The organism is Klebsiella oxytoca NBRC 105695, from assembly GCF_001598695.1.
GTDB lineage: Bacteria > Pseudomonadota > Gammaproteobacteria > Enterobacterales > Enterobacteriaceae > Klebsiella > Klebsiella oxytoca.
Map to the genome: position 1 here is coordinate 473,441 of NZ_BCZK01000002.1, position 25,083 is coordinate 498,523.

At 57.8% G+C, this 25,083-nt stretch carries 20 protein-coding genes; 9 read left to right on the plus strand and 11 right to left on the minus strand.

Annotation, left to right across the window (positions count from 1 at the left end; translation table 11 throughout):
- Positions 1–17 precede the first annotated feature (17 nt).
- From KO1_RS05785 to KO1_RS05795, 3 genes are all read left to right on the plus strand, one after another.
- Complete coding sequence (locus KO1_RS05785; RefSeq protein WP_064406859.1) at positions 18–884, plus strand: helix-turn-helix transcriptional regulator; 867 nt, start codon at positions 18–20, stop codon at positions 882–884.
- Positions 885–1,077: 193 nt separating this feature from the next.
- Positions 1,078–2,115 carry a hypothetical protein gene (locus tag KO1_RS05790; protein ID WP_016809122.1) on the plus strand — a complete coding sequence of 346 codons (1,038 nt, stop codon included), beginning with the start codon at positions 1,078–1,080 and terminating at the stop codon, positions 2,113–2,115.
- Positions 2,116–2,206: 91 nt separating this feature from the next.
- Positions 2,207–4,936: a sigma-54-dependent transcriptional regulator gene (locus tag KO1_RS05795; protein WP_004111156.1), complete on the plus strand. Its 2,730-nt coding sequence runs from the start codon at positions 2,207–2,209 to the stop codon at positions 4,934–4,936.
- A 52-nt stretch (positions 4,937–4,988) separates the two neighbouring features.
- On the opposite strand, the gene KO1_RS05800 is transcribed toward KO1_RS05795, so the two are convergent.
- The 9 genes from KO1_RS05800 to KO1_RS05840 all read right to left on the minus strand — a co-directional run bounded on the left by KO1_RS05800 (position 4,989) and on the right by KO1_RS05840 (position 11,601).
- Positions 4,989–5,975: an SIS domain-containing protein gene (locus KO1_RS05800; protein ID WP_004099979.1), complete on the minus strand. Its 987-nt coding sequence runs from the start codon at positions 5,973–5,975 to the stop codon at positions 4,989–4,991.
- A 64-nt stretch (positions 5,976–6,039) separates the two neighbouring features.
- Positions 6,040–7,101: an SIS domain-containing protein gene (locus KO1_RS05805; protein WP_017146407.1), complete on the minus strand. Its 1,062-nt coding sequence runs from the start codon at positions 7,099–7,101 to the stop codon at positions 6,040–6,042.
- Positions 7,102–7,118: 17 nt separating this feature from the next.
- Positions 7,119–7,973, minus strand: coding sequence for a PTS system mannose/fructose/sorbose family transporter subunit IID (locus KO1_RS05810; RefSeq protein ID WP_004099982.1), 855 nt, complete (start codon positions 7,971–7,973; stop codon positions 7,119–7,121).
- A gap of 2 nt (positions 7,974–7,975) precedes the next feature.
- Positions 7,976–8,719 carry a PTS mannose/fructose/sorbose/N-acetylgalactosamine transporter subunit IIC gene (locus tag KO1_RS05815; protein ID WP_004099986.1) on the minus strand — a complete coding sequence of 248 codons (744 nt, stop codon included), beginning with the start codon at positions 8,717–8,719 and terminating at the stop codon, positions 7,976–7,978.
- A 14-nt stretch (positions 8,720–8,733) separates the two neighbouring features.
- A complete protein-coding gene (locus tag KO1_RS05820; protein WP_004099987.1) occupies positions 8,734–9,204 on the minus strand; it encodes a PTS sugar transporter subunit IIB in 471 nt (156 codons plus the stop codon).
- Positions 9,197–9,631 carry a PTS sugar transporter subunit IIA gene (locus KO1_RS05825; protein ID WP_004111161.1) on the minus strand — a complete coding sequence of 145 codons (435 nt, stop codon included), beginning with the start codon at positions 9,629–9,631 and terminating at the stop codon, positions 9,197–9,199. Before KO1_RS05825 ends, KO1_RS05820 begins: the two co-directional genes overlap by 8 nt.
- A gap of 248 nt (positions 9,632–9,879) precedes the next feature.
- The gene (nfsB, locus tag KO1_RS05830; RefSeq protein ID WP_004111163.1) at positions 9,880–10,533 is read right to left on the minus strand and encodes an oxygen-insensitive NAD(P)H nitroreductase; all 654 of its coding nucleotides are present in this window, start codon (positions 10,531–10,533) and stop codon (positions 9,880–9,882) included.
- Between the two features lie 118 nt (positions 10,534–10,651).
- The gene (locus tag KO1_RS05835; protein ID WP_004099993.1) at positions 10,652–11,020 is read right to left on the minus strand and encodes an MmcQ/YjbR family DNA-binding protein; all 369 of its coding nucleotides are present in this window, start codon (positions 11,018–11,020) and stop codon (positions 10,652–10,654) included.
- Positions 11,020–11,601 (minus strand): TetR/AcrR family transcriptional regulator, encoded by a 582-nt coding sequence (locus KO1_RS05840; protein ID WP_004111165.1) that lies wholly within the window; start codon positions 11,599–11,601, stop codon positions 11,020–11,022. Before KO1_RS05840 ends, KO1_RS05835 begins: the two co-directional genes overlap by 1 nt.
- Before the next feature lie 190 nt (positions 11,602–11,791).
- On the opposite strand from KO1_RS05840, the gene KO1_RS05845 reads away from it, so the two are divergent.
- Entirely contained in the window at positions 11,792–12,892 is a 1,101-nt protein-coding gene (locus KO1_RS05845) for an MBL fold metallo-hydrolase (RefSeq protein ID WP_004111167.1), read from the plus strand.
- A gap of 32 nt (positions 12,893–12,924) precedes the next feature.
- A complete protein-coding gene (locus KO1_RS05850; protein ID WP_004099996.1) occupies positions 12,925–13,266 on the plus strand; it encodes a RamA family antibiotic efflux transcriptional regulator in 342 nt (113 codons plus the stop codon).
- 36 nt (positions 13,267–13,302) lie between these two features.
- On the opposite strand, the gene KO1_RS05855 is transcribed toward KO1_RS05850, so the two are convergent.
- Entirely contained in the window at positions 13,303–15,447 is a 2,145-nt protein-coding gene (locus KO1_RS05855) for a TonB-dependent siderophore receptor (RefSeq protein WP_004111170.1), read from the minus strand.
- A gap of 153 nt (positions 15,448–15,600) precedes the next feature.
- Here KO1_RS05855 and KO1_RS05860 point away from each other — a divergent pair, with 153 nt between their 5' ends.
- Positions 15,601–17,223 (plus strand): alpha/beta hydrolase-fold protein, encoded by a 1,623-nt coding sequence (locus KO1_RS05860; RefSeq protein ID WP_023320518.1) that lies wholly within the window; start codon positions 15,601–15,603, stop codon positions 17,221–17,223.
- Here KO1_RS05860 and KO1_RS05865 read toward each other — a convergent pair.
- Positions 17,152–17,400, minus strand: a complete 249-nt coding sequence (locus KO1_RS05865) for a DUF1158 domain-containing protein (protein ID WP_004100000.1) — start codon at positions 17,398–17,400, stop codon at positions 17,152–17,154. The genes KO1_RS05860 and KO1_RS05865 overlap by 72 nt on opposite strands.
- 503 nt (positions 17,401–17,903) lie before the next feature.
- On the opposite strand from KO1_RS05865, the gene KO1_RS05870 reads away from it, so the two are divergent.
- The 3 genes from KO1_RS05870 to KO1_RS05880 all read left to right on the plus strand — a co-directional run bounded on the left by KO1_RS05870 (position 17,904) and on the right by KO1_RS05880 (position 24,873).
- Positions 17,904–20,618, plus strand: a complete 2,715-nt coding sequence (locus tag KO1_RS05870; RefSeq protein WP_097365599.1) for a cation-transporting P-type ATPase — start codon at positions 17,904–17,906, stop codon at positions 20,616–20,618.
- A gap of 69 nt (positions 20,619–20,687) precedes the next feature.
- Positions 20,688–21,770, plus strand: a complete 1,083-nt coding sequence (locus KO1_RS05875; RefSeq protein WP_017146402.1) for an efflux RND transporter periplasmic adaptor subunit — start codon at positions 20,688–20,690, stop codon at positions 21,768–21,770.
- A 10-nt stretch (positions 21,771–21,780) separates the two neighbouring features.
- Positions 21,781–24,873 (plus strand): efflux RND transporter permease subunit, encoded by a 3,093-nt coding sequence (locus KO1_RS05880; protein WP_064406860.1) that lies wholly within the window; start codon positions 21,781–21,783, stop codon positions 24,871–24,873.
- Positions 24,874–25,083 lie beyond the last annotated feature (210 nt).

Consider the following 25,083-nt stretch of genomic DNA (forward strand, 5'->3'; position numbering starts at 1 on the left):
ACCATGCTGGAGGTTTTATGACGACCATGCCGCAACGTGAATCGACGATCGCCGCGCCCGATGATGCCCGTAAACAGCTGGGGGCATTTCTGCGCGCCCGGCGTGAGAGCCTCGATCCGCAGCGCCTGGGGTTGCCGCGCGTTGGCCGACGACGCACGCCGGGTCTGCGGCGGGAAGAGGTGGCGATGCTGGCGGAGGTCGGCGTCACCTGGTACACCTGGCTGGAGCAGGGGCGGGAAGTGAATCCGTCCGAGGCCGTGCTGGTGTCGGTGGCGAACGCGCTGCAGTGCAGCCCGCTGGAGACCCGGCACCTGTTTGTCCTGGCCGGACTGACGCCGCCGGAAGCCGCGCAGGTCACGGTATGCGAAGGCATCAGCCCCGGCACCCGGCGGATGCTTGATAGCCTGATGCCGCAGCCCGCCAGTATTCAGAAGCCGAGCTTCGATATTGTGGCCTGGAACGACAGCTTCTGCCGCCTGATGGGTATCGATTTCGCCACCATTCCGGAAGAGGATCGCAACTGTATTTATCTGTATCTGACCAATGAAACCTGGCGCAGCCGTATTGAAAATCGCGATGTGCTGGCGACGTTTGTCTCCTATTTTCGCGCGGCGATGGCGGAGCACCGCGGCGATCCGCTGTGGGAGAATAAGCTGGCGCGCTTTTTTGCCGCGTCGGCGGAGTTTGAGTCCCTCTGGCATCAGCGCTATGAGGTGCGCGGGGTGGAAAATCAGGTGAAAAACTTTAACCATCCGCAGCTCGGACGCTTCAGCCTGCAGCAGATGTACTGGTACTCGGCCCCGCGTAACGGCTCGCGCCTGCTGGTCTATTTGCCGATGGATGAAATGGGCGAACGGGCGCTGGCGTGGCTGGATAAACACTAATGACAAGGAATCAGATTGCTGACAAAGTGCAATCTTCAGGAACTGCCCGGCGGCGCGATGCTTGCGCAGGCCTACAGCGCATTGCATAGCAGGTTGATATTGCGGTTTTTCGTAGGCCCGGCAAGGCGCCGCCCGGCAGAAGTGCGAGCACAATAGCCAAAAAAAGGTTTGTCATCAGTCTCAAGGAATGCCCATGAATATTACCCGTAAAGAGCAGCGCATTATTCAGCGCGCGCTAAAGGCGTGGCAGGCCAGCGGCGATTTAGCCCCTGAGGATAGCCAGCGGCTGGCGCAAACGCTGCGCGTCTCTCCCTTCGACTGGCAGCGGCTGAGCCGCTATGCGTTCTGGACCGCGCTGGCCTGCGTGCTGGTCGCGCTGGGCAGCCTGTTTGCCGACAGCGCCCTGATTGAGCTTCTGCTGAGCCTGTTCAGCCGCTCGGCGCTGACGCGAATCATCCTGCCCGCGCTGCTGGCGGTGGCCTGCTACGCCTGGGGTTTTCGCCGCCAGCGGCGGGAAACGCAGTGGCACTACAGCACCGAGGCGATCCTCTTTCTGGGGGTTATTTTTACCGCCGTGGCGCTGTGGCAGCTTGGCGAACGTCTGGATACCGGCAGCGGTCATATCGCGCCGCTGTTCCTGGCCGGATGCCTGATTTACGGCGCGATTGGCTTTTTTGCCCGCTCCGGGCTGGTGTGGCTCTTTTTTCTGCTGTCGCTGGGCAACTGGTTCGGTGCAGAAACCGGCTACGTTTCGGGCTGGGGCGCCTACTGGCTGGGCATGAACTACCCGATCCGCTTCGTGCTGTTCGGCGGCGCGCTGCTTGCGCTCTGCTACGGCGCGCAACACGCTTTGCGCCAGCGCCAGCTGTTTACCGTTAGTAAAGCGATGGGGCTGATCTATCTGTTTATCGCCCTGTGGATCCTGTCGATTTTTGGCAACTATGACCTGGATAGCTGGTCCAGCATAGCGCAAAGGCAGCTGCTGCCGTGGGGGCTGCTGTTCGCCGTGGCGGCGGGGATCTGTATCTATATCAGCCTGAAAACCGACGACGGCATGCTGCGCGGCTTCGGTCTGACGTTCCTGGCGATCAACCTCTATACCCGTTTCTTCGAGTTCTTCTGGGATGGCATGCACAAAGTCGCATTTTTCCTGATCCTCGCAGTCTCGCTGGCGGTAATTGGCCGCTATGCGGAGCGCATCTGGCATGCGGGAAGGGTAACCCATGAATAATTAAGCTTTTTTAAGAAGTGTGGCAGGGGGCAGCGACGTCTTACGCGAATTGTCGTATAAGCGAATTTTACGCTTTTGACAGGGGCGCAAGATGAATAAGGAGTCGATTTTTCGCCAGCTAGAACAACGGATCGCCGGGCGACCGCTGACCGCGGAAGCGCTTGGCGAGTTTAATGCGATGGCGATTGCCGATAGCCTGAAGCAAAAACGCAGTATCATCAGCCATCATCTGAATAATCTCCATCGCGAGCAGCGGGTGGTCAAAGTAAATGGTCGCCCGGTGCTGTTTTTACCCATTGCCGCGCTGCGCGACCACCACCGCCTCGCGGTTCGACACGGCGAATACGCTTCCCTTCAGGCCCTGTGCGCTGAGCGCCAGGATAGTCTGGCGCAGCTGATAGGCGCTCAGGGCAGCCTGCAGGAAGCTTTGCGACAGTGTAAGGCCGCCATCAGCTACCCCGGCGCAGGTCTACCGCTTCTGCTGCGCGGTCCCACCGGCACGGGGAAAAGTTTCCTTGCGCGCCAGCTCTGGCGTTATGCGATGGAACAGGGCGTTTTACCTGCCGATGCGCCTTTTACCGTGTTTAACTGCGCTGAGTACGCGAATAATCCAGAGCTGCTGACCTCGAAATTATTCGGGCACGCGAAGGGCGCCTTTACCGGTGCGGATAAATCAGTCCCCGGTCTTATCGAGACCAGCAACGGCGGGGTACTGTTTATTGATGAGGTTCATCGTCTGCCCCCCGAAGGACAGGAGAAACTCTTCCATTTTATGGATAACGGTAGCTGGCGGCGGCTGGGGGAGAGCAGCGAGGAGCGCAGCGCCACGGTACGGCTGATTTTTGCTTCAACGGAGGATCTGGAAAAGCACTTCCTGGCGACTTTTATTCGTCGTATTCCGGTGATCGTCAAAATCCTGCCGATCGCCGAACGTGGACAGTATGAAAGACTGGCGTTTATCCATCACTTTTTTCGCCGTGAAGCGCAGCGATTACATCACGATCTGGCGCTGGACGGCGAAATCATCAGCCAGCTGATGCGCGAAACGCTCGAGGGTAACGTCGGCGGACTAGAGAATTTGATCCGCAATATTTGCGCCAGCGCCTGGACATTTGGCGAGCGGGATAGCGATCTTTTACAGATAAAAGCGGGTTTACTGCCCGACCGGTTGCTGGCGGATGCGCCTTTTTCTCTTCAGCAAAATAGCGAACGGGTCATGATTTACCGCGATGGCGACGCGCAGCCTTTGTTTTCCGGTCGTCATCATGAGTATCAACGGCTAACGGAAAATATTTGCAGCCTCTGCGAGGAACTCGGGAAGGACAATATCAGCGCAAGGACCTTTGAAAAGCTCATTTATCAAAACGTGACGCTCTATCTCGATGCGTTGATGAATCAGGAGAGCGCGGTCTCTCTTCAGGACAAGCGGCTGCGCTTTATTGAGGATGTGGGCAAGGCGATCGCCGCCAATTACGATCTCCAGCTGAATGCCGAATTCGCCTATCTTACTGGCCGCTACCTGACCAGCCTGCCTCTTGCTCCGCGCAGCGTTGCCGAGCCCGCGCGTCTGGTGATGCAGCGCTGGCTGGAGTCCTCAGCGGGGCTGGCGCAGCGTATCGCGGGCAAACTACTGGATGTCGTCAATAACAAATACGATCTGCTCATCGATACGCTTGACCGCCTGGCGGTTGCCGCTATCGTCAGCAATGCGATTGATGCGACCAGCGGCGGAAAAGTGAAAGCGGTGATTATCGCCCACGGCTATTCGACCGCCAGCAGCATTGCGGGGGTCGCCAATCGCCTGATTGGCGAGAAGATCTACCAGGCGATGGACATGCCGATGGAGGTGGCGTTCAGCGACGTCAGCCGCGCCGTGGTTGATTATCTCCAGCATACCGATACCCGAGCCGGAGTCATGGTGCTTATCGATATGGGCTATACCAAAGAGATTGCCGATGCGCTTTTGTCGGTGATTAACGGCCCGCTGGTGGTGGTGGATAACGTCACGACGCGCATGGCGCTGAACGTCGCCAGCGAGATCGCGCTGGGGAAAAATATCGAACATATTGCCGAAGAGATCGTGCCGCTCAATCAGTCGCGCTGGGATGTCTTCTGGCCGACAGAAAAAAAAGAGCGTGCTCTGCTGGTGACCTGCATTACCGGAATCGGTACTGCGTTTAAATTTAAAAATCTGATGGAGAAGAGCCTGCTCAGCGACTTTGATATTAACATTATCGCCTGCGAGTATACGCGCTTAAAAAATAGCCGCACGGCGATATCCTTGCTCCACCAGTATGAAGTGATTGCGGTTGTGGGTACGCACGACCCACAGCTGGCGGGGGTGCCATGGGTAGGTATTGAAGAGCTGCTGGGCGAGCAGGGGCATCGGCATCTCAGTCAGCTCTTAAGCGGCTATCTCAATGAGAAGCAAATTGCGCTGATTAATAAAAATATGGTTCGTGAGTTTTCGCTGCATAACGTCGTCAACTCCTTGACGATACTGAATGCCGGAAAAACGATGAGCCATATTGAGACTATTATTGCAGAGTGGCAAAACACGCTTGGCTTTAATTTTAATAATAATTTAATTATTAGCCTGTATGTGCATCTCAGCTGCATGATTGAGCGTCTGGTAATGCGTAATGAAATTACCCATTATAAAAATCTTGAGCAATTTTCTCGCCAGCACGGAGAATTTATTGCTATGGTGAACCACTCGTTTCAGCGCCTGAAAATACTCTATAACGTGACGCTGCCGGTAGCGGAAATTGGTTATATTCACGATATTTTTGAATTACGCGTTGACGATTTTCGCTGGTAATCCTCAGCGCAGCCCCGGAGCAGGTCGCCGGGGCTGGCAGAGGGTTAGCGAATTAATATTCGACTTTCCACATATAGCGGCGGGTGGTCAGAGGATGGTTGCGGGCGGTGGCCAGCGCCAGGTTGTACACATCAAGAACGCAGTTGTGCAGCAGGCCGCAGAAATATTCGCGCACGCTGGCGTGAAGCGCATCAATTCCCACTTTTTCCACGTCAATAATCTGCAGTTTTCCCTGATAGCGTTCGATAAAGCGGATCGCGCGATCGTCCAGCGGACGGGTGCGGCCGCTGCTTTTTAATAAAATGAACGGCGTTCCCGGTTCGGTAATCTCAAAGGGGCCGTGGAAATACTCGCCGCTATGGATGCTGGCGGAGTTAATCCACTGCATCTCCAACAGAATACAGATGGATTCCTGATGCGCGGCACCGAACGAAGGACCGCTGCCCATCATATAAATGACCTTTTCACTTTTCCAGGCTTCGGCAAAATGCTGCGCATCCGCTTGCACCTGCTGCTGAGCGCCGCGCACCACGGATTCAAAACTGGCAAAGGCGCTGACCATCTCAGCGTAATGGTCGTATCCTTCTGTTTGCGCCAGGATCTCCAGCGCCAGCCACAGGCTGTACGCCGCTTTTTGCTGTGTCGGATCGACAGTTTCGGGATAGCGAGCCCAGCAGTATTCGATAGTGTAATCGCTGTGTTCGCACAGCGGCGTGCCGGGGGTATATACCAGTCCAATCGTAGCCGCGCCTTTTTGACGCGCGATGCGGGCGGCTTCGACCGTTTCAGCGGTGTTGCCCTGCTGAGAGGCAAGGATCACCACGCTATTTTCCCCTAATGCTTGCGGCGTCGCGTGGACAAATTCATTACTGGTCACATAGCCGACGGCCAGCTTTTTTGCTTCACAATCGAGAAAATATTTCCCCGGCCAGAAGCCGGTCAACGAACCCCCGCAGCCAACAAACCACACGCGTTCAATACGTTGCCTGGTTAAAATATCGCGAATAATATGGTGGGCGTTTTTCTGAGCTATAGACATATTGGTCTCCTTGAGATGTAAAGGGTCCTCCGCTGCATGGCGGATAACTTTTACAGGGCATTATTTAATTAAGTTTTTTACTTTTCATTTTCTGGTGGAACTGCGGATCCTTAGGTATTGCGGGATCGACACCCTTCACTGGCGGTAGTCTGGCGCAAACCATTTGCAATGGAATAATATATTCAAAGATTGCAAAGTCTGGATCGTTAATAAACGTAAAGGGCATGTTCTTACCGTTATTGTCAACATGCGGGCCAATGCGATAAATATGCGGCGTCCAACCAGACAGTATTTCCGCCAGACGATCCTGGCGCTCATCGGGATGCGGATCGAGCATAATCAGGGTTGAACGCTCATCGAAGGCGTTATAGATCCCGTGGATGAATTCCTCAAATTCATAGCCGGCCACCGGGCAGCGCAGCGTTTCAAGCATCTTTAGCGCGCCTTCCTGAACGGTGCCAAACAGCCCTGCCGGGCCGGTCAGGCGAATATCTGCGCTGTCGATAAGCGGCCGGGCGTGATTGAGAACCCACGCCTGCGAGGCCTCAATGAGCGTCGGCAAATGATTGAACGTCCTCTCCATGCGGACGAGTAGCGCTTTGCGCTCCTCATCGCTCAGGCGCTGCTGGCGGCTGGCGACGGCAAGCGCAAGCAGTATCAGGTTGAGTATGGTGCAGTGATAACCTTTGGTTTTGGCGCCGGCGCGCTCTTCTCCACAGGGGACCGTCAGGATCAAATCTGCCGCCTGGTCGATGGCAGCTGGCGCTTCCCCGGCCATGGAAGCGGTAAGGTGCCCGGCTGCCCGGGCGCGCTCCATTGCGGCGAGAGTGGAGAGGCTGCCGCCTCCCTGAGAAATTCCGATGACCAGCGCTTTGCCGCTGAGGGAAAGTGCCATCTCGTCCAGCAGGAAGGGCCAGTATACATCGACCGGGATGCCGCACCACTGCTGCATAAACGACCGCGCGGTCAGCGCGCCGTGGTAAGACGTACCGGAACCGGTCAGGATGATTCGAGAGATCCCGCGATCCGCCAGCGCTTTCGCCGCTTGCCAGAGATCTTCCCGCGTCTGCGTTAGCATAGCGAGCAGGCGAGCGGGGGTTTCATTCATATAGTCTTCTACGTGCATGGGTAATATTCCTCTTCTTAAAGCAGGCCTAACGCGCTGGCCGCCATGCCAAACGCGATGGTGCCTAACAGGATCCAGTTGATGTTGACTCCCTTACGGATCAGCTTGTACATCCCAAGGGTGAAAAGCAGAGGCAGCAGCGAAGGAAGTATTTTGTCGATAAACTCCTGTGCCTTCATGGTCGTCTGCCCGGCAGTGAAGCTGAGCGGGGTGGTGATATCTATCATACTGGCGGTCATCGCGCCGACGACCATCAGGCCAACGATTGACGCGATATAGGTGACCCGATCCATGAGTCCGCTTTGGTAAATCCGCATCAGCCAGGTGGTGCCAGCCCGATAGCCGAGCTTCAGCCCATACCAGCGGCACAACAGATGCGGTAGGTTATAAACTAACAACGCCATTATCGGTCCCAGGAGGCTGCCCTGCTGGGCGAAATAAATCCCCATCCCGGCGGCAATCACCTTCAATGACCCCCAGAATATGGAGTCACCGATACCCGCCAGCGGCCCCATCAGGCTGGTTTTAATCGCGTTTATCGATTCTTCATTAAATTCGGGATTGCGCTGATTCTCCTCTTCCATAGCGATCGACAAGCCGAAGATAAAGGTGGAGAGGTGCGGCGTGGTGTTAAACAGCACCAGATGGCGCTGCAGGGCGCGCCCCAGTTCCGTCGGGTCCTGATAGATACGCTTCAGGGCCGGCGACATTGCGAAGGCGTAGCCCATATGCTGCTGGCGCTCGTAGTTCCACGAGCCCTGCAGCGTAAAGGAGCGCCAGAACACGCTGCGTAAATCCCGAGCGGTGACCCGGCTTGCGTCATCGCTTTGCGGCTGGGCGGCGCCTGACAGGGTCTGCGTCATTTCACTCATGATTAGCTCTCCTGCTGCTTAAGATTAAGAAACTGGCTGATGATAAAAGCCAACACCACGGCGAATAGCGCGATGGCGATGATATCCAGTTTGGTATATGCCGCTATCAGAAAGCCCAGACCGAGGTACGGCATAAGTTTGCTGCTGAGCATCATGCTGATCAGCAGGGCGAAGCCGAGCGCCGGCAGGATCTTACTGGCGACGATCAATCCGTTGGTGATCACCGGCGGAATCGCCTCAAGGAACCAGCTAACCGCCGAAGAGCCGAGCAGGATGGCGAAAAAAACCGGCAGAAATCCGTTTAAAAAATAGAGCAGCGTCGGACCGCCGAGGTGCATCAGGCCGACCATCCGGGTATTACCTTGCGCCGCATAGCGGTCCGCCAGATGACCGAAGCGGGCGTTCACCACGCGTACCAGAATGCCCAGCGTTTGCGCCAGCATTGAGACGGGGATGGCGATGGTGAGCGCAGCCTCCGGACCGCGGCCGGACATGATCGAAAACGCGGTCGCCAGTACGGAGCCGGTCACGATATCGGGTGGGTGCGCGGCGCCGATGGCGACGTTGCCGAGAAAAATAAGCTCCAGCGTAGCGCCAATCAGAATCCCCTCATGCAGATTGCCGCAGACCAGACCGGTGAGGGCGCACATCACCAGCGGCCGGTCGATCATCGATACCCCAAGCAGGCGGCCATCGAGGATCCCCAGGGCGGCAATCAGTCCGAGTAACGTTGCGGTGAGCAACATAGTGACCTCCGAAGTTAAAGTTGTTCGTTGAGGAGCTCGGCCGAGTGGGCGGGTACCTGACGCATCTCCAGCCGAATGCCTTTCTCTTTCAGCGCTCTGCTATCGGCGATTTCCTCTTCGGTCAGATAGATGGCCTTGCCGAATTGTCTTGCGCCCTCCTTCTGCGGCAGACCGCCGTAGTTAATGGCGTTAATTCCCGGGACTTTTTCTACCAGCGCGAGGGTTTCAGCAGTATTGCCAAGGACCACCATGACTTTTTTATGATCCAACTTGCCGCCGTTAAGCTTTTCCGCCGCCTGTTCAACGGTGGCGATGTCCAGCGTGACGCCCGCCGGCTTGGCCAGGTTAAGCGACATCGTAATGAAGGCATCCGCCGCGGCTTTGGCGTTAGCGACGATGATATGGTCGATATCCAGCGCTCGGGTCCAGGCAAAAACCACCTGGCCGTGCAGCAGCCGATAATCAATGCGCACGAGTTTAATCATGAGATTCTCCCTGTGGGTCAGAGGATGGTTGTGTTAGTAGAGGGTTGATGAAAACAATGGATTCACGCGCCGCGCCGGTGGCGTAGACAATCGCGGCCTCGGTAGTGGCTTCTTCGCACAGCAGAAACTCCAGCAGCAGAGTCAGATTGATGCCGGCGACCACGAAAACGTTACGATGGCGCATCAAGACGCTCACGGCGCTATTGTTGATACTGCCGCCAAGCAGGTCGGTAAAGATCACCACTTCATCACCATTCGCCTGGACGATGAGATGCTCCAGGGTTTGCTCCAGCTGTTCGGTGGTCACGATATCTTCGTCATAGGCGCAGACCGGGATAACGCCGTGTTCGTCGCCAATCAGCAGCGATAAACTGTTCACCAGTCCGCGAGCAAAATGGCCGTGGCTGGCCACATAGATATGTTTCACCCGGTTTCTCCTTCATCCAGATAGTGGTATCTGTTAAGAGCAAAGGGCGTGCCAGAAATAAAAAATATTATTTATCAATTAATTAAAGCGGCTGGTTCACACTAAAGGCGTTATTCCTGGCACAAGCGGGCTTATTAACGCCGGAAACCTGGCACAAAAGGCAGAAAAAGAGGGGGAAAGAGTGGGGGGAGAAAGTCCCGGGCGAGACGCTGCTGCGCCATGGCCCGGGCATTCCCGGCAGAAGGGAATTAAATCTCGGTAATCGTCGTCGCCTGCGGCAGGCGTGATTTCGGCAGGGAGGCGTTAAAATCTTCAACGCTATGATGGCCGACCGGCACCACGACCAGGCTGGTGTAGCCCTTGGCCTTCAGGTCAAATTCGGCATCGAGAATTGCGAAATCGACGCCTTCAATCGGTACGGCGTCCAGGCCCATTGCCGCCACGCCCAGCAGGAAGTTGCCGACGTTCAGATACACCTGCTTCGCCATCCACTGGTCGTCGTCATGCAAATCTTTGCGGTGCATATCGGCGAAGAAGGTGCGGCCTTTATGGTTTGCCGCTTTGGCTTCGGCGTTGGCGAAGCGGCCATCGGCCTCTTCCTGATCGACCACGCGCTCAAGCCAGGCGTCGTCCATTGCGGTTTTGGCGCAGAACACCACCACGTGCGATGCGTCGAGAATTTTACGTTCGTTAAACACGTAGGTGCCGCTCGCCGCTTTGGCGACGCGCGCTTTGCCTTCATCGCTGCTGGCAACGATAAAATGCCACGGCTGGGAGTTGGTGCTTGACGGGCTGTACTGCAGCAGCGTTTTCAGGTTTTCCGCCTGCTCGGCAGTTAGCTTTTTGGTGGCGTCAAATGCCTTGGTGGAGTAGCGCTTTAAGGCAACCGATACGATATCCATACTCTTCCTCACTGTTTACAACCCCTTGCGGGTGCGTTTCGTGAAGGAAGAGTACAGCGATGGCGGGCAAATGATAAGGGGCAAAAATGCGATAACACTTATCGCGCAGCGCTGAAAATCACCCCGGGCGCAGCCGCTGCTGCTCTTTTTTGCTCAGTTTATCGACGATCAGATTCCACGAATCATCAATCAGCTCCGCCAGCAGGTCCACGCTGATATCCTCGCCGGGAACCACGGTGATCCAGTGCTTTTTGTTCATGTGATAGCCGGGCTCGATGCTGCGGTAAATGGCCTGATGAAGCAGCGATTTTTGCGGATCGCACTTCAGGTTGACCAGCGCGCGGCCGCGTACCGTTGCGGTGAGCATAAAAATCCGCCCGCCGACTTTAAACACATCGTACTCCGGGCCGAACGGCCAGCAGTGCTCGGTAAAGGGAAGCTCCAGCGCAATACGGTGCGCGTGGTCATGCAGCGAGCGGTGGTCCATCAGTGCGTATCCTCATGTAACGCCTGCCACATTGCCTCAAAGCCTAGCGCAATGAGCTCCGGGGCACGCTGCGGATCGTTGCTGGCGTACTCAATCGTGGTTTCCGCCAGCGACAGAAACAGCGCATCGCCAAAGGTGCGATAGGCATCGCTAAGAAAAATTGGCTTAACCGAAAGCTGGCATATCTCGTTGAGCTCGGGAAACATCTCTTTAACCCGGGTACGCGTTTCATCGGTAATCCGTTCGCTCAGGGACATGCGGCGTATGGCTTTATGCTCCATCGGTTTGCGCATACCCCAGTCGATATAGCTGTTCCAGATATTGCGGGCATTCTCTTTCGGACGGGATTCGTTCGGTTTAAGACTGGCCACCATGACCTGTACTAACCCCGATTTGATAGAGAGATAAAGCTCGTTAAGCAGATCGTCCTTGGTGGCAAAGTAGCGAAACAGCGTCCCCTCGGCTACCCCGGCGCTGCGGGCGATAGCGGAGGTTGAGGCGGCGATTCCCGACTGGGCAAAGGCGGCGGTTGCGGCCTCCAGTAACGCTTGCTTTTTATCTTCACTCTTAGGACGAGCCACTACACTTTACCTCACAGGTTATAAAACCACGATCTAAGCATGCCCGGTACGGGCACTGCAACGTTGTCTGTCAAAATTTGAAAATCGTCTTGACGACTTTCAGCTTCTTCCTAATAATGAGTGCTTACTCACTCATAATCAACCCTTATAACAAAAACCTCCAGGAAGGAGGATTTCGCCAGGTCAGGATATGAACCGTGTCATTTTCAGCGTGGTCGCCATCATGTTATTAGCGTCAGCAACAACTTTGCCGTTTGTGTTAAATGCCGGATTTGGCCAGGCGCCGCAGGGCGCGCAGCTCAGCCTGGTGGAACAGTCGCCGCACTATCATGACGGCCAGTTTCACAATCAGCTCCCGACGCCGGGTTTTACCGGGCAAAAAAATATGCTGGCCGCGTGGTGGGAGTTTCTCGTCGCCAGGCGCGAGAACGCCAGACCGGCCCAGCCGCTGCCGTTGGTGAACACCGATCTGGCGGGCCTGCCGTCAGGGCAGGACGCGATGGTCTGGCTCGGTCACTCCTCCTGGTATCTGCAGCTGGCGGGCAAACGCATCCTGATTGATCCCGTATTTAGCAACTATGCCGCACCCTTCTCTTTTATTAATAAGGCCTTTACCGGGGATTACCCATGGCACGCTGAGGGAATGCCGGAGATCGACCTGCTGATCATCTCGCACGATCACTATGATCATCTCGATTACGCCACCATCAAAGCCCTGATGCCGAAGGTCAAGCGCGTGATAACGCCGCTGGGCGTGGGGTCGCACCTGCGCTACTGGGGAATGGAGAGCGCGATAATCAGCGAGGCGGACTGGAATCAGGCGCTGCAGGTGAGCGATGAGCTGACGGTACACGTCCTGCCCGCGCGCCACTTTTCCGGCCGCGGCCTCAAGCGCAACCAGACCCTATGGGCCAGCTTTATGTTCGTTACCCCGCAGCAGAAAATTTACTACAGCGGCGACAGCGGCTACGGCCCGCACTTTAAAGCCATTGGCGAACAGTTTGGCGAAGTGGATTTAGCGATCATGGAAAACGGTCAGTATGACCAGGACTGGAAGTACATCCACATGATGCCGGAAGAGACGGCGCAGGCCGCTGACGATATTCATGCACGCGCGGTGCTGCCGGGCCATGCCGGGCGCTTCGTGCTGGCAAAACACACGTGGGACGATCCGTATAAACGACTGGCGGAGGCCAGCACAGGGCGACCGTGGCGACTGCTGACGCCTATGCTGGGTGAGCCGGTTTGGGTCGCTGATAAAACGCAATCATTTAACGCCTGGTGGCGCTAACGATGAGAGTGGTTCAGGAGGAGAGAGGACATATGACTATTTCCGCTCAGGTCATTGATACTATCGTCGAGTGGATTGATGAAAATTTGCATCAACCGCTACGTATTGACGATATTGCGCGCCATGCCGGTTATTCGAAGTGGCATTTACAACGACTGTTTTTACAGTACAAAGGGGAGAGTCTGGGGCGCTATATCCGCGAGCGTAAGCTGCTGCTGGCGGCGCGCGATCTGCGCGATACCGATCAGCGGGTTTACGATATTTGCCTGAAATACGGCTTTGACTCGCAGCAAACTTTTACCCGCATCTTCACCCGTACGTTTAACCAGCCGCCGGGTGCCTACCGTAAAGAAAATCACAGCCGCGCGCACTGAAAAAGCGTCCGCCGGGGAAACCGGCGGAGGCTGTTCTTACCAGGCGTAGCTGACCGTTGCCGTCACCGTCCGACCAATGCCGTAGAAGCAGGCGCTATCGCTGGCGCAGGAGGCCACATATCTGGTATCCGCGATGTTGTTTACGTTGAACTGTACCTGCGCGCCTTTCAGGCTCGAGTTTAGCTCGCCCAATTCATAGCTGACCATGGCGTCATACAGATCTACTGCCGGAACCTTAAAGGTGTTTTTCGCATCGCCATAGCTGGTACCGATATAGCGTACGCCCACTCCCGCAGTCAGGCTTTTCAGCGCGCCGTCCGGCAGGGTATAGCTGGTGAAGGCTGAAGCCATATGGGTCGGAATACGCGCTGGCGTTTTCCCTTCGGTACCGACAACGGTAGTGTTGACGGTTTCTGCATCGGTATAAGTGTATGAAGCGATCAGATTGAGATTCTCAAAGAGCGTCGCGTGCGCTTCGGCCTCAACCCCTTTGGAACGCACTTTACCGCTATTCTCAAACCATCCGGCGGCGCTGTTGTAGGTGGCGACGTTACTTTGCGTTAAATCATACAGCGCAAGGGTGATTAGCGCGTTTGGGTCAGGCTGGTATTTCACGCCGACTTCCACCTGCTTGCCTTCGCTGGGATCGAACGGTCCAACGCCAGGCGCGCGGTTGGTTTGCAGGTTAGGTTCAAAGGAGGTGCTGTAGCTGATATAGGGGGAAAGACCGAAATCAAAGGCGTACAGCAGGCCGGTGCGCCAGGTGAACTTATTATCATTCTGCTGGGTGCTGCTGGCATCGGTAAAATCGGTGGTGCGTACTTCCGCCCAGTCATAGCGCCCGGAAACTAACAGTTCCCAGTTCTGCCAGCTCAGCTGATCCTGAACATAGACCCCAGCCTGATCGAGATTTTGCTGTTCATTAGTGGCGGGGCTGAAGGCGCTTTCATCGACGCTAACGCCGTAGGTCGGGCTGCGCCAGTCGAGATCGTACTGCGAGCCTCCGGCCCGGCCAAGATACTGCTTATCTTTACTGGTTTTGTAATCCAGACCGCCAATCACCGTATGGGCCACCTGGCCGCTGGCAAACTTTGCTTCGAGCTGGTTATCAATGCCAAACTCATCGGTCTGGCGCGTTTCATGCTGGGCGCGGCGGGAGAGTACCGAGCTGTTGGCGGGGCTACTGGAATAAACCAGGTAGCGATACTTCTGTTTGATGGTGGCGTAGCGGGCGTTCTGGCGCAGAGTAAAGGTATCGTCTGGCTGGTGCTCAAATTCATAGCCAATCATCGTTTGTTCCCGCCACGACTGATTGTAGCTGGGATCGCTGACGTTAAAATCACGCGGAATATAGCTGCCGTCGACGCTTTCCACCGTACCGTAGCGCGGCAGGAAGTTACGGTAACCGGCATCCGGGTCTTTCTGATAGCTGGTTAATAACGTCATGCGCGTGGCGTCATCAGGATACCAGGTGAGGGCGGGGGCGATGGCCATCCGCGTCTCTTTATAATCTTCAACCTGGCTATTCTGGGTACGGGCGATCCCGTTCAGACGATAGAGCAGACGGCCATCATCGCTCAGCGGGCCGCCAAAATCGAAAGCGCCTTCGGCAAGATGATGATTGCCGGTGCGGAACTGCAGTTCATGAATCGGCTGGCTGACAGGGCGTTTGCTGGTCATGGCGATCAGCCCGCCGGGGTTTACCTGGCCAAACAGCACCGAGGCCGGGCCGCGTACCAGCTCGACGCGTTCCAGCAGCCACGGGTCGAAAGTACCGGTTTGCGAGGAGGCCGTCGCGCCGTAGCTCAGGCCATCGAGAAACTTGGGCACATAGCTAAAGCCGCGAACGAAAACCTCGTCGTTGCGGTTAGATGAACCGCGATATTCGGTAAAAACGCCCGCGCTATAGCGCAGCGCCTGGGATACCGAGGTGACGTCCAGCGCGCGCATTTGATCGCGGGTAACCACCGATACTGACTGCGGCGTTTTGACGATCTCTGCGGCGGTTTTTGTCGCGGATAGCGTCCTGGTGGCCACTATTCCCTTAAGCGGCGCTGTAGGATCTTCGCTACTGCCCGCGGTGACGACAAGCGTTTCCTCCGCCGCCAGCGCCTGATTCCCGATCGAAGATACCGCCAGAGTCGCAGTCCATAATGCTGTTATCTTATTATATTTAAACATATTTATGATTTTTCCTTGGTTAAATCGCCATCAAAAACCGCCCTCATCGAAGTGAATCCTTCAGCGGTCATCATTAACGGCCTTAATGTTATTGCAAATAGTTATTATTTGCATTAGCGTTATTAACAAATTCTTACAAGGAACTATCGGGCAATGAAAACGGCATGGAGCGGTCTGCTGCTGGGGTTAAGTGCTTTACCGGCGGCGGCGATGAACTGTGAATCCCCTTCGTTACAGGGAGAGCTGGAGGGGAAGTTCGACGCCAGCGGTGAGGTCTGTTTTGACTTGCCCAGGCTAGGAGAGAACTACGTCGCGGCGACGCTCTCCGGCGTTACCGATGCCCGACTGCTGGATGAACATAACCGCCGTCTGCGCACGCTGCTGGCGGGCGGCCCGGCGGATGGCGAGCAAACCCTACTGTTTTCTCTGCCGGTAAACCGCGCCTCCTCGCTGGTGCTCCACGGTGAAGAAGGAGCCCGCTGGCGCTTTCAGTGGCAGATGCGGGAAACCACCGCGCTGGCCAAAATCCAGACGCTGGACCCGGTCAGCCCGCGCCTGCAGCTGCTGAAGAAGGAACTGGCGGCGGGAGGCTCAACGGCGACTTTCTGGCGGGAGCGCGAACTGGAGGGAACCCCAATGGTGGAATCGGTGGACGCCAGCCATAAGCGGGTGACCTTCTTGTGGCGCGGAGCGAGCCGCAACGTGTTTATTCTGGGTTCGCCGGCGGGGGATCACGATCCGCTGTTTCGTCTCGGTGATTCTGACGTCTGGTTTCGTAGCTACGTCGTACCTGCCGATACCTTAATGCAGTATAAGCTCGCCCCGGATGTGCCGCAGGTAGCCGGCGGCGCGCGCGAGCAGCGGCGGGCTATTCTGGTCAGCGCCCAGGCCGACCCGCTAAACCCGAATAGCGTCAATGCCGCCCACGACCGCTGGAGCCGTTACTCCCTGCTGGCTCTTAACCCCGCGCGTTTTTGCTCGGCGCCGCGGATGGCGCAGCCGCTACGCTACGGGACGCTGACCCGCCATCAGCTGCGCAGCGACTTTTTGCAAAACGCGCGTGAAGTCATGATTTATCGCCCACGTTTGCCGCAGCCCGCGCGCTGGACCCTGCTGCTCTTTGACGGTAAAACTTACCAGGACGAATACCGCTTCGCCAACGTGCTGGACGCCCTGATCGCCAGCCACAGGCTACCGCCGATTAACGTGGTGTTTATCGATAGCCTCGATCATCCGCGGCGGGCAAAGGAGCTGCCGCCAAATCCGCACTTTGCCGATTTTATGGCCCATGAGCTGCTGCCCTGGCTGAACCGCCAGGGGCTCAGCCTGACCCGGCAAAAAACCGTGGTTGCAGGATCCAGCTACGGCGGGCTGGCCGCGTCCTGGGTGGCGCTGCGCTATCCCCGGCAGTTTGGCAACGTACTGAGCCTGTCCGGGTCGTACTGGTGGGCGCCGAAAGGGGAAGAGGCCAGCTGGCTGACCCGACAGTATCAGCACTCGCCGCGCTATCCGGTCCGTTTCTGGCTACAGGCGGGAAGATTTGAGACCCGCGGGCCGGACGGCGGTATTTATGCCAATACGCTTGAGTTCGGGCGGGTACTGAGCGAGAAGGGGTATACGGTGAGCTTTCATCCCTCCTCGAGCGGCCACGATTATGTCGCCTGGTGCGAAGGCCTGATCAACGGTATGCGCGACCTGAGCGGATTAGCGCTCAAGAGAGAACCAGCGACGCCAGACCCAGCGCAGCGCCAGATACTCGATGGCGCCCAGCGCTAAAAACCACAGGCAAAAGATCAGCGTATAAAGCTGGTTGAGATCCATCAGATGGAACGTCGCCACCAGCTTCTGCGCCAGCGTCAGACCCAGCGAGGGCGCCGGCAGCAGCAGACAGGAGAGTAAAGCCAGCAGGAGAATGCCGGCGGCACTCATGAGCGTTTCTAGCGGATGTTTCATTATTTGTTAATCATCAGTTAAAAACATATTGTCCGGTAAAAAGGGAATCAATGCAATATCGTTTCGTACGCAATTAAAATACGCTTTAAGTATTATATTTAAACGTTCTCACTCATTTCTTTGTTAATTATTTTGGGATTATTTGTGATTAAGTTAATTACGCTTTAATGTAAATTAACGTCATTATTAAGCCAGCGCTTTTACAAAAGTATAGGTGCTATATCCCACCAGAGTAGCGATAATAATGGCCAGCAGAATGTACAGCACCAGGCGGCGTCCGCGATAGATTCCAAACATAGTAGACCTCGTTTAGTTTAGGTTTATTAATATTCTGCAATAGTTGTTCTATAGAATTAACTTACCATAAATTTTGTATTTGCGAGAGATTAAATATTGCGCAAGCTCAAATTATCTCCCGCCTGTTTAAAATTTTTCTCATTGGCCCGGAATGATTCCAGGCTTTCCGCCTCACGGAATTTTAAGGGAGATATATTTTGACCAAAATGATCAAAACTAATAATACCACCCCCTCAGGGGATGTCGCGCCACGCCGGGCATATCAGCAGACGGTTGATGCGGTGCTGGCGCAGAAAAAAAGCCATGTCGACGGGCTCAGCGCCGCTGAAGCCGCCGAGCGTTTGCAGACCTTCGGCCCGAACGCCTTGCCGGAGAAAAAAGGCAAGCCAGCCTGGCTGCGCTTCCTTGCCCACTTTAACGACGTCCTGATTTTCGTCCTGCTGGCCGCCGCCGCGCTCACCGCGGTTATGGGGCACTGGGTCGATACCCTTGTCATTCTTGGCGTCACGGTGATCAACGCCCTGATCGGCCATATCCAGGAGAGCAATGCCGAAAAATCGCTACAGGGCATCCGCAATATGCTCTCCAGCGACGCGCGCGTGCAGCGCAGCGGTAAACACGAAACCATCCCGACCCGCGACCTGGTGCCGGGCGATATTGTGATTCTGCGCGCGGGCGACCGCGTGCCGGCCGATATGCGCCTGATTGAGAGCCATAATCTGCGGGTTGAAGAAGCCATTCTGACCGGCGAGTCGACGGTGGTGGATAAAACCACCGACGCGCTGGAAGGCGAACTGCCGCTGGGCGACCGTACCAATATGCTCTTCTCCGGCACGACCATCAGCGCCGGCGGCGGCGTTGGCGTGGTGACCGCAACCGGCCAGGATACCGAACTCGGCCACATCAACCAGATGATGGCGGGCATTGAAAAGCACCGTACGCCGCTGCTGGTGCAGATGGATAAGCTCGGTAAAGCGATCTTCGTTATCATCCTGGCGATGATGGCTGCGCTGTTCGTCTTCAGCCTGGCGCTGCGCGATATTCCTCTCGGCGAGCTGCTGCTCTCCCTGATTAGCCTGGCGGTGGCCGCCGTGCCGGAAGGCTTACCGGCGATTATCTCGATTATTCTCTCTCTGGGCGTACAGGCAATGGCGCGTCAGCGGGCGATTATCCGCAAACTGCCGACGGTGGAAACCCTGGGCGCCATGACCGTGGTGTGCTCGGATAAAACCGGCACCCTGACGATGAACGAGATGACCGTTAAAGCGATCATCACCGCCGACTGCTGCTACCGCGTCGAAGGCGACAGCTACGAGCCGCAGGGTAACATCTGCCTGGAAGGCAGCAACGAGCCGGTGCAAATTAAACCGGGCAGCGTGCTGGAAACCTATTTGCGCACCATCGATCTGTGTAACGACAGCCAGATGATTCAGGACGAGCGCGGCCTGTGGGGCATTACCGGCGGGCCAACCGAAGGCGCGCTGAAGGTGCTGGCGGCGAAAGCGCGGCTGGAGCCCGTCGATGCCCGCCTGGTCGCGAAAATCCCGTTCGACTCGCAGTACAAGTACATGGCGACCCACCAGAAAATGGGCGACGTCGAGCAGGTGCTGATTACCGGCGCGCCGGACGTGATTTTTGCCCTGTGCCGCCAGCAGATGAGCAAGCAGGGGGCGGTGCCGTTTGAGCCGCAGTACTGGGAAGAGGAGATGGCGCGCTTTGCCCGCCAGGGCCTGCGTATGGTCGCCGCTGCCTACAAACCGGCTGACGTCGGCAGCACCACGCTGTCCCACGACGATCTGCGCGAAGGGCTGGTGTTCCTCGGCATTGCCGGAATGATGGACCCGCCGCGTCCGGAAGCGATCGACGCTATCCACGCCTGCCAGAACGCGGGGATCCGCGTGAAGATGATTACCGGCGATCACCCGCAGACGGCGATGAGTATTGGCCAGATGTTAGGGATCACCAACAGCAGCCAGGCGATGACCGGCTACCAGCTGGAGCATATGGATGACGCCGAGCTGGCGAAAGCCGCCGTGGAGTTCGATATCTTTGCCCGCACCAGCCCGGAGCACAAGCTGCGCCTGGTGAAAGCGCTGCAGGATAACGGTGAAGTGGTTGGCATGACCGGCGATGGCGTCAATGACGCTCCGGCGCTGCGTCAGGCCGACGTCGGGATCGCCATGGGCATTAAGGGCACTGAGGTGACCAAAGAGGCCGCCGATATGGTCCTGACCGATGACAACTTTGCCACTATTGCCAGCTCGGTCAAAGAGGGGCGCCGGGTCTACGATAACCTGAAAAAGACCATTCTGTTCATCATGCCGACTAACCTGGCGCAGGGGCTGTTGATTATCATCGCCCTGCTGGCGGGGAACATTATCCCGCTGACGCCGGTACTGATTTTGTGGATGAACATGGCCACCTCCGCCACGCTCTCCTTTGGCCTCGCGTTTGAAGCCGCCGAGCGCAACGCCATGAACCGACCGCCGCGTAAAACCGGCCAGCACGTCATGGATGCCTTCGCCGTCTGGCGCGTCGCCTTCGTCGGCACGATGATCGCCGTCGCCGCCTTTATTCTTGAAGCCTGGCTGGCGCCGCGCGGCCACAGCCCGGAGTTTATCCGCACCGTCCTGCTGCAGATGCTGGTCACCGCGCAGTGGGTCTACATGATTAACTGCCGCAGCAGCGACAGCTTCTCGCTGAATATGGGGCTTCTGCGTAACAAAGGCATCTGGCTGGTGAGCGGCGTGCTGCTGCTGATGCAGCTGGTCATCATCTACGTACCGGTGATGCAGACGATGTTTGGCACCGAAGGGCTGCCGCTGCGCTACTGGTTCATCACCCTGGTCATCGGTATCGCGATGTTCCTGGTGGTGGAAGTTGAGAAGCGCCTGACTCGTCGTTTCCGCAAAGCCGCGTAGCGTGTCTGACCCGTCCGGCGTCCCTTCTCCTGCGGGGAAGGGACGCCGCATCGTCGTAAGGAATTCCCCATGAACAAGATCATCCGCTCCGCCCTGCTGGCCTGCGGCCTGGCAGGCTACGCGCTTATCGCCGCCGCCGCGCCGGCTATTCCGGTGCGCGTTGCCACCGTTGAACAAGCGCCGCATGCCGATGAACGGCAAATCTCCGGCCGCGTTGAGGCCATTCACGCCGTCGACGTTCGCGCCCGTACCGAAGGGACGATCGTGCAGCGCCATTTCCAGGATGGGCAGTACGTCAAAAAAGGCGAGCCGCTATTTACGCTGGATGACGCCCAGCCGAAAGCCGCGCTGGCGCTCGCACAGGCCGAACTGAAAAGCGCGCAGGCTTCCCTGCGCCAGGCCCAGCAGCTGTTGAGCCGCTATCAGCAGCTGAAAAATAACCATTCAATCAGCCGTCATGACGTGGATACCGCGCAGATGCAGCGCGATGTCGCCGCCGCCGCCGTAGAGCAGGCGCAGGCGCGCATTACCGCCCAGCAGATAACGCTCGGCTATACCCGCATTACCTCGCCGGTGAGCGGGCGCGTCGGCCATAGTCCTTTTCACGTCGGCAGCCTGGTCAATCCCGCCAGCGGCGTGCTGGTTGATGTGGTCCAGCTCGATCCGATTCGCGTGGCGTTCTCGCTCGATGAATCCGCCTTTTTCGCGAAAGCAGGGCAGCACACGGATATCGCCGCGATGAAGCAGGCGTGGCTGGCGCAGGTGGAGTTGGATGGACGGCGTGAAGACGGCGTCCTGACCTCCGTTGATAACCGTATTGATAGCCGCACCGCCAGCGTGGCGCTGCGCGCTGAATTTGCTAACCCGCAGCACCGTTTACTGCCGGGCGGCAACGTCACGGTTTTCTTCCGTCCGCAGCAACTTAAGGAGAGCCCGATGATCCCGGCCTCTGCGCTACAGCAGGATGCACTGGGCTTTTACTGCTGGGTCGTAACGGCGAACAACACCGTGACGATGCGCCGTTTAGCGCCCGCCGGTCAGCATGGCCAGAGCTTCGTGGTGGCGGATGGCCTGAAAGCGGGAGAGCGCGTAGTGACGGAAGGTGCCCAGCGCCTGCGTGACGGCGCGGCCATTCAGTTGCTGAGTGAATAAGGGAGAGGGGATGCTGACATTTTTTATCCGACGCCCGCGCTTTGCGATGGTGATTGCCCTGCTGATGACCTTTGTCGGCGCGGTCTCGCTAAAGCTGATCCCGGTCGAGCAGTATCCGCAGATTACTCCGCCGGTCATCAACGTTAGCGCCAGCTGGCCTGGCGCCAGCGCGGCGGACGTAGCGGAAGCTATTGCCGCGCCGCTGGAGACCCAGCTCAACGGCGTCGATCATATGCTGTACATGGAGTCCACCAGTTCCGATGAGGGGACCTACAGCCTGAGCCTGACCTTTGCTGCCGGAACCGACGCCGATTTAGCCGCAATCGACGTGCAGAACCGCGTGTCGCAGGCGGTGGCGCAGCTGCCTGCCGACGTGCAGCAGAACGGCGTACAGGTGCGAAAGCGGGCGACAAACCTGCTGATGGGGGTGAGTCTCTACTCTCCGCTCGGCACCCTGTCGCCGCTGTTTGTCAGCAACTACGCCAGCACCCAGGTGCGCGAGGCGCTGGCGCGTCTTCCCGGCGTCGGGGAAGTGCAGATGTTCGGCGCGCGCGACTACAGCATGCGCATCTGGCTGCGCCCCGACCGCATGAACGCGCTGAATATCACGACCGACGATATTGCCCTTGCGCTGCGCGAGCAGAACGTGCAGGGCGCGGCGGGGCAGGTAGGCACGCCGCCGGTGTTTAACGGCCAGCAGCAAACGCTGACCATCAACGGTATTGGGCGATTAAGCGATGCCGCCGGTTTCGGACAAATTGTGGTTCGCAGCGGCGAACGCGGCCAGCTGGTACGCCTGTCCGACGTGGCGACTATTGAACTGGGCGCTCGCAGCTACAGCTCCGGCGCGCAGCTCAACGGCAAAGACTCCGCCTATCTCGGCATCTACCCGACGCCCACCGCTAACTCGCTGCAGGTCGCTACTGCGGTACGCGCCGAGCTGACCCGGCTGCATGCGCGCTTCCCGGCGGATCTCACCTGGGAGGTGAAGTTTGATACTACCCGCTTTGTTGCGGCGACGATCAAAGAGATCGGCGTGTCGCTGGCGCTGACCCTGCTGGCGGTGGTGGTGGTGGTCTCCCTGTTCCTGCAGAGCTGGCGGGCGACGCTGATAGTCGCGCTGGCCATCCCGGTGTCGCTTATCGATACCTTCGCGGTGCTCTACGCGCTGGGCTACAGCGCCAATACCCTGAGTCTGTTTGCGATTATCCTCGCCCTGACGATGGTGGTAGATGACGCTATCGTGGTGGTGGAGAATGTGGAAACAAAAATGGCGGAGGGGCTGGATCGCGGCGCCGCAACCGCCGAAGCGCTGCGGCAAATCGCCGGGCCGGTGATCGCCACGACCCTGGTGCTGCTGGCGGTGTTCGTGCCGGTGGCAATGCTGCCGGGGATCGTTGGCGAGCTGTATCGCCAGTTTGCGGTCACCTTATCGACGGCGGTGACGCTGTCGAGCGTGGTGGCGCTGACCCTGACGCCTGCGCTGTGCGCGCTGCTGCTGCGTCCGCGTCCGGAGCGGCCTGCCGCCATCTGGCGCGGCTTTAACCGCGGCCTGGATACGGTGCGGGACGGCTACGGGCGTCTGGTCGGGGGCATGAATCGCCGTCCCTGGCTGGCGCTGGCGGCGACGGTAGCCGCGGCAGGGCTGGTGGTATTGAGCTTTACCACAATGCCGAAAGGCTTTCTGCCGCAGGAAGATCAGGGTTATTTCTTTGCCAGCGTGCAGCTGCCAGAAGCCGCCTCGCTGGAGCGTACCGAGGCGGTGATGGCCCAGGCGCGGGAGCTGCTGTTGAGGAACCCGGCGGTTGAGGATGTGATTCAGGTGTCCGGTTTTAATATTCTCAACGGCACCAGCGCCTCGAACGGCGGGTTTATCTCCGTGATGCTGAAAGAGTGGCATCAGCGGCCGCCGCTGGACGCGGTGATGGAAAAACTACAGGGCCAGCTGCTGGGGCTGCCGGAAGCGACGATTATGGCTTTTGCGCCGCCGACGCTGCCGGGGCTGGGCAACGCCTCCGGATTTGATTTACGCATTATGGCGCAGGCTGGACAATCGCCGGCGGAGCTGGAGCAGGTCACCCATCAGATCCTGCGAATGGCCAACCAGCATCCGCAGCTTAGCCGGGTCTTTACCACCTGGAGCAGCAATGTGCCGCAGCTGACGCTCACCGTCGATCGCGACCAGGCGGCCCGGTTGAACGTACCGGTGGCAAGAATTTTCAGCAGCCTGCAGACCGCGTTTGGCGGCACCCGCGCCGGCGATTTCAGCATCAATAATCGTGTCTACCACGTGGTGATGCAAAATGAGATGCAGTGGCGCGAGCGGGCCGAGCAGATTAGCGAGCTTTACGTGCGTAGCGACAGCGGCGAGCGGGTGCGTCTGAGTAATCTGGTGACGATTACGCCAACGGTTGGCGCGCCGTTTATTCAGCAATATAACCAGTTCCCGTCGGTATCAATAAGCGGTTCGGCGGCTGAAGGCGTCAGCAGTCGGGCGGCGATGGCGGTGATGGAGCAGATTTTACAATCGAATCTGCCGCACGGTTATGACTATGCCTGGAGCGGCATCTCGTGGCAGGAGCAGCAGACCGGTAACCAGGCGGTATGGATCGTGCTGGCGGCGGTGGCGATGGCGTGGCTGTTTCTCGTCGCCCAGTATGAGAGCTGGACGCTGCCGGCGAGCGTGATGCTGTCGGTGCTGTTCGCTATCGGCGGGTCCCTGCTGTGGCTATGGTGGGCCGGTTATGCCAACGATGTGTACGTGCAGATAGGGCTGGTGCTACTGATCGCGCTGGCGGCGAAAAACGCGATTTTGATCGTCGAGTTTGCCCGGGCGAAGCGTGAAGAGGGGATGTCGATCGTCGACGCCGCCCGCGAAGGGGCTACCCGTCGCTTCCGCGCGGTGATGATGACGGCGGTCTCCTTTATCATCGGGATTGTGCCGATGATGCTCGCCACCGGCGCCGGGGCGCAGAGCCGGCGGATCATCGGTACCACGGTGTTCAGCGGCATGCTGGTGGCGACGGCGATCGGCATTCTGTTTATTCCGTCGCTGTACGTGCTGTTCCAGCGCCTGCGCGAGTGGGCGCACCGCCGGATGTAGGTGGCCCGGACCTGGTAGCCCGGACAGGCGCGTCAAGCGCCGCCTCCGGGACGGTGTTGAGGGGTTCCGTTCACTATTATTCCACAGAAAATGTCTCACCGCGGTAGGTGAACGGGGAAAGGGGGAGAAAACCGTCTCCCCCTTTACAATCCCCGCGGTCCCGCAAAGAAATCGGTGCTACGCACTGCGCTCACCTCCCGGACCTCAGCC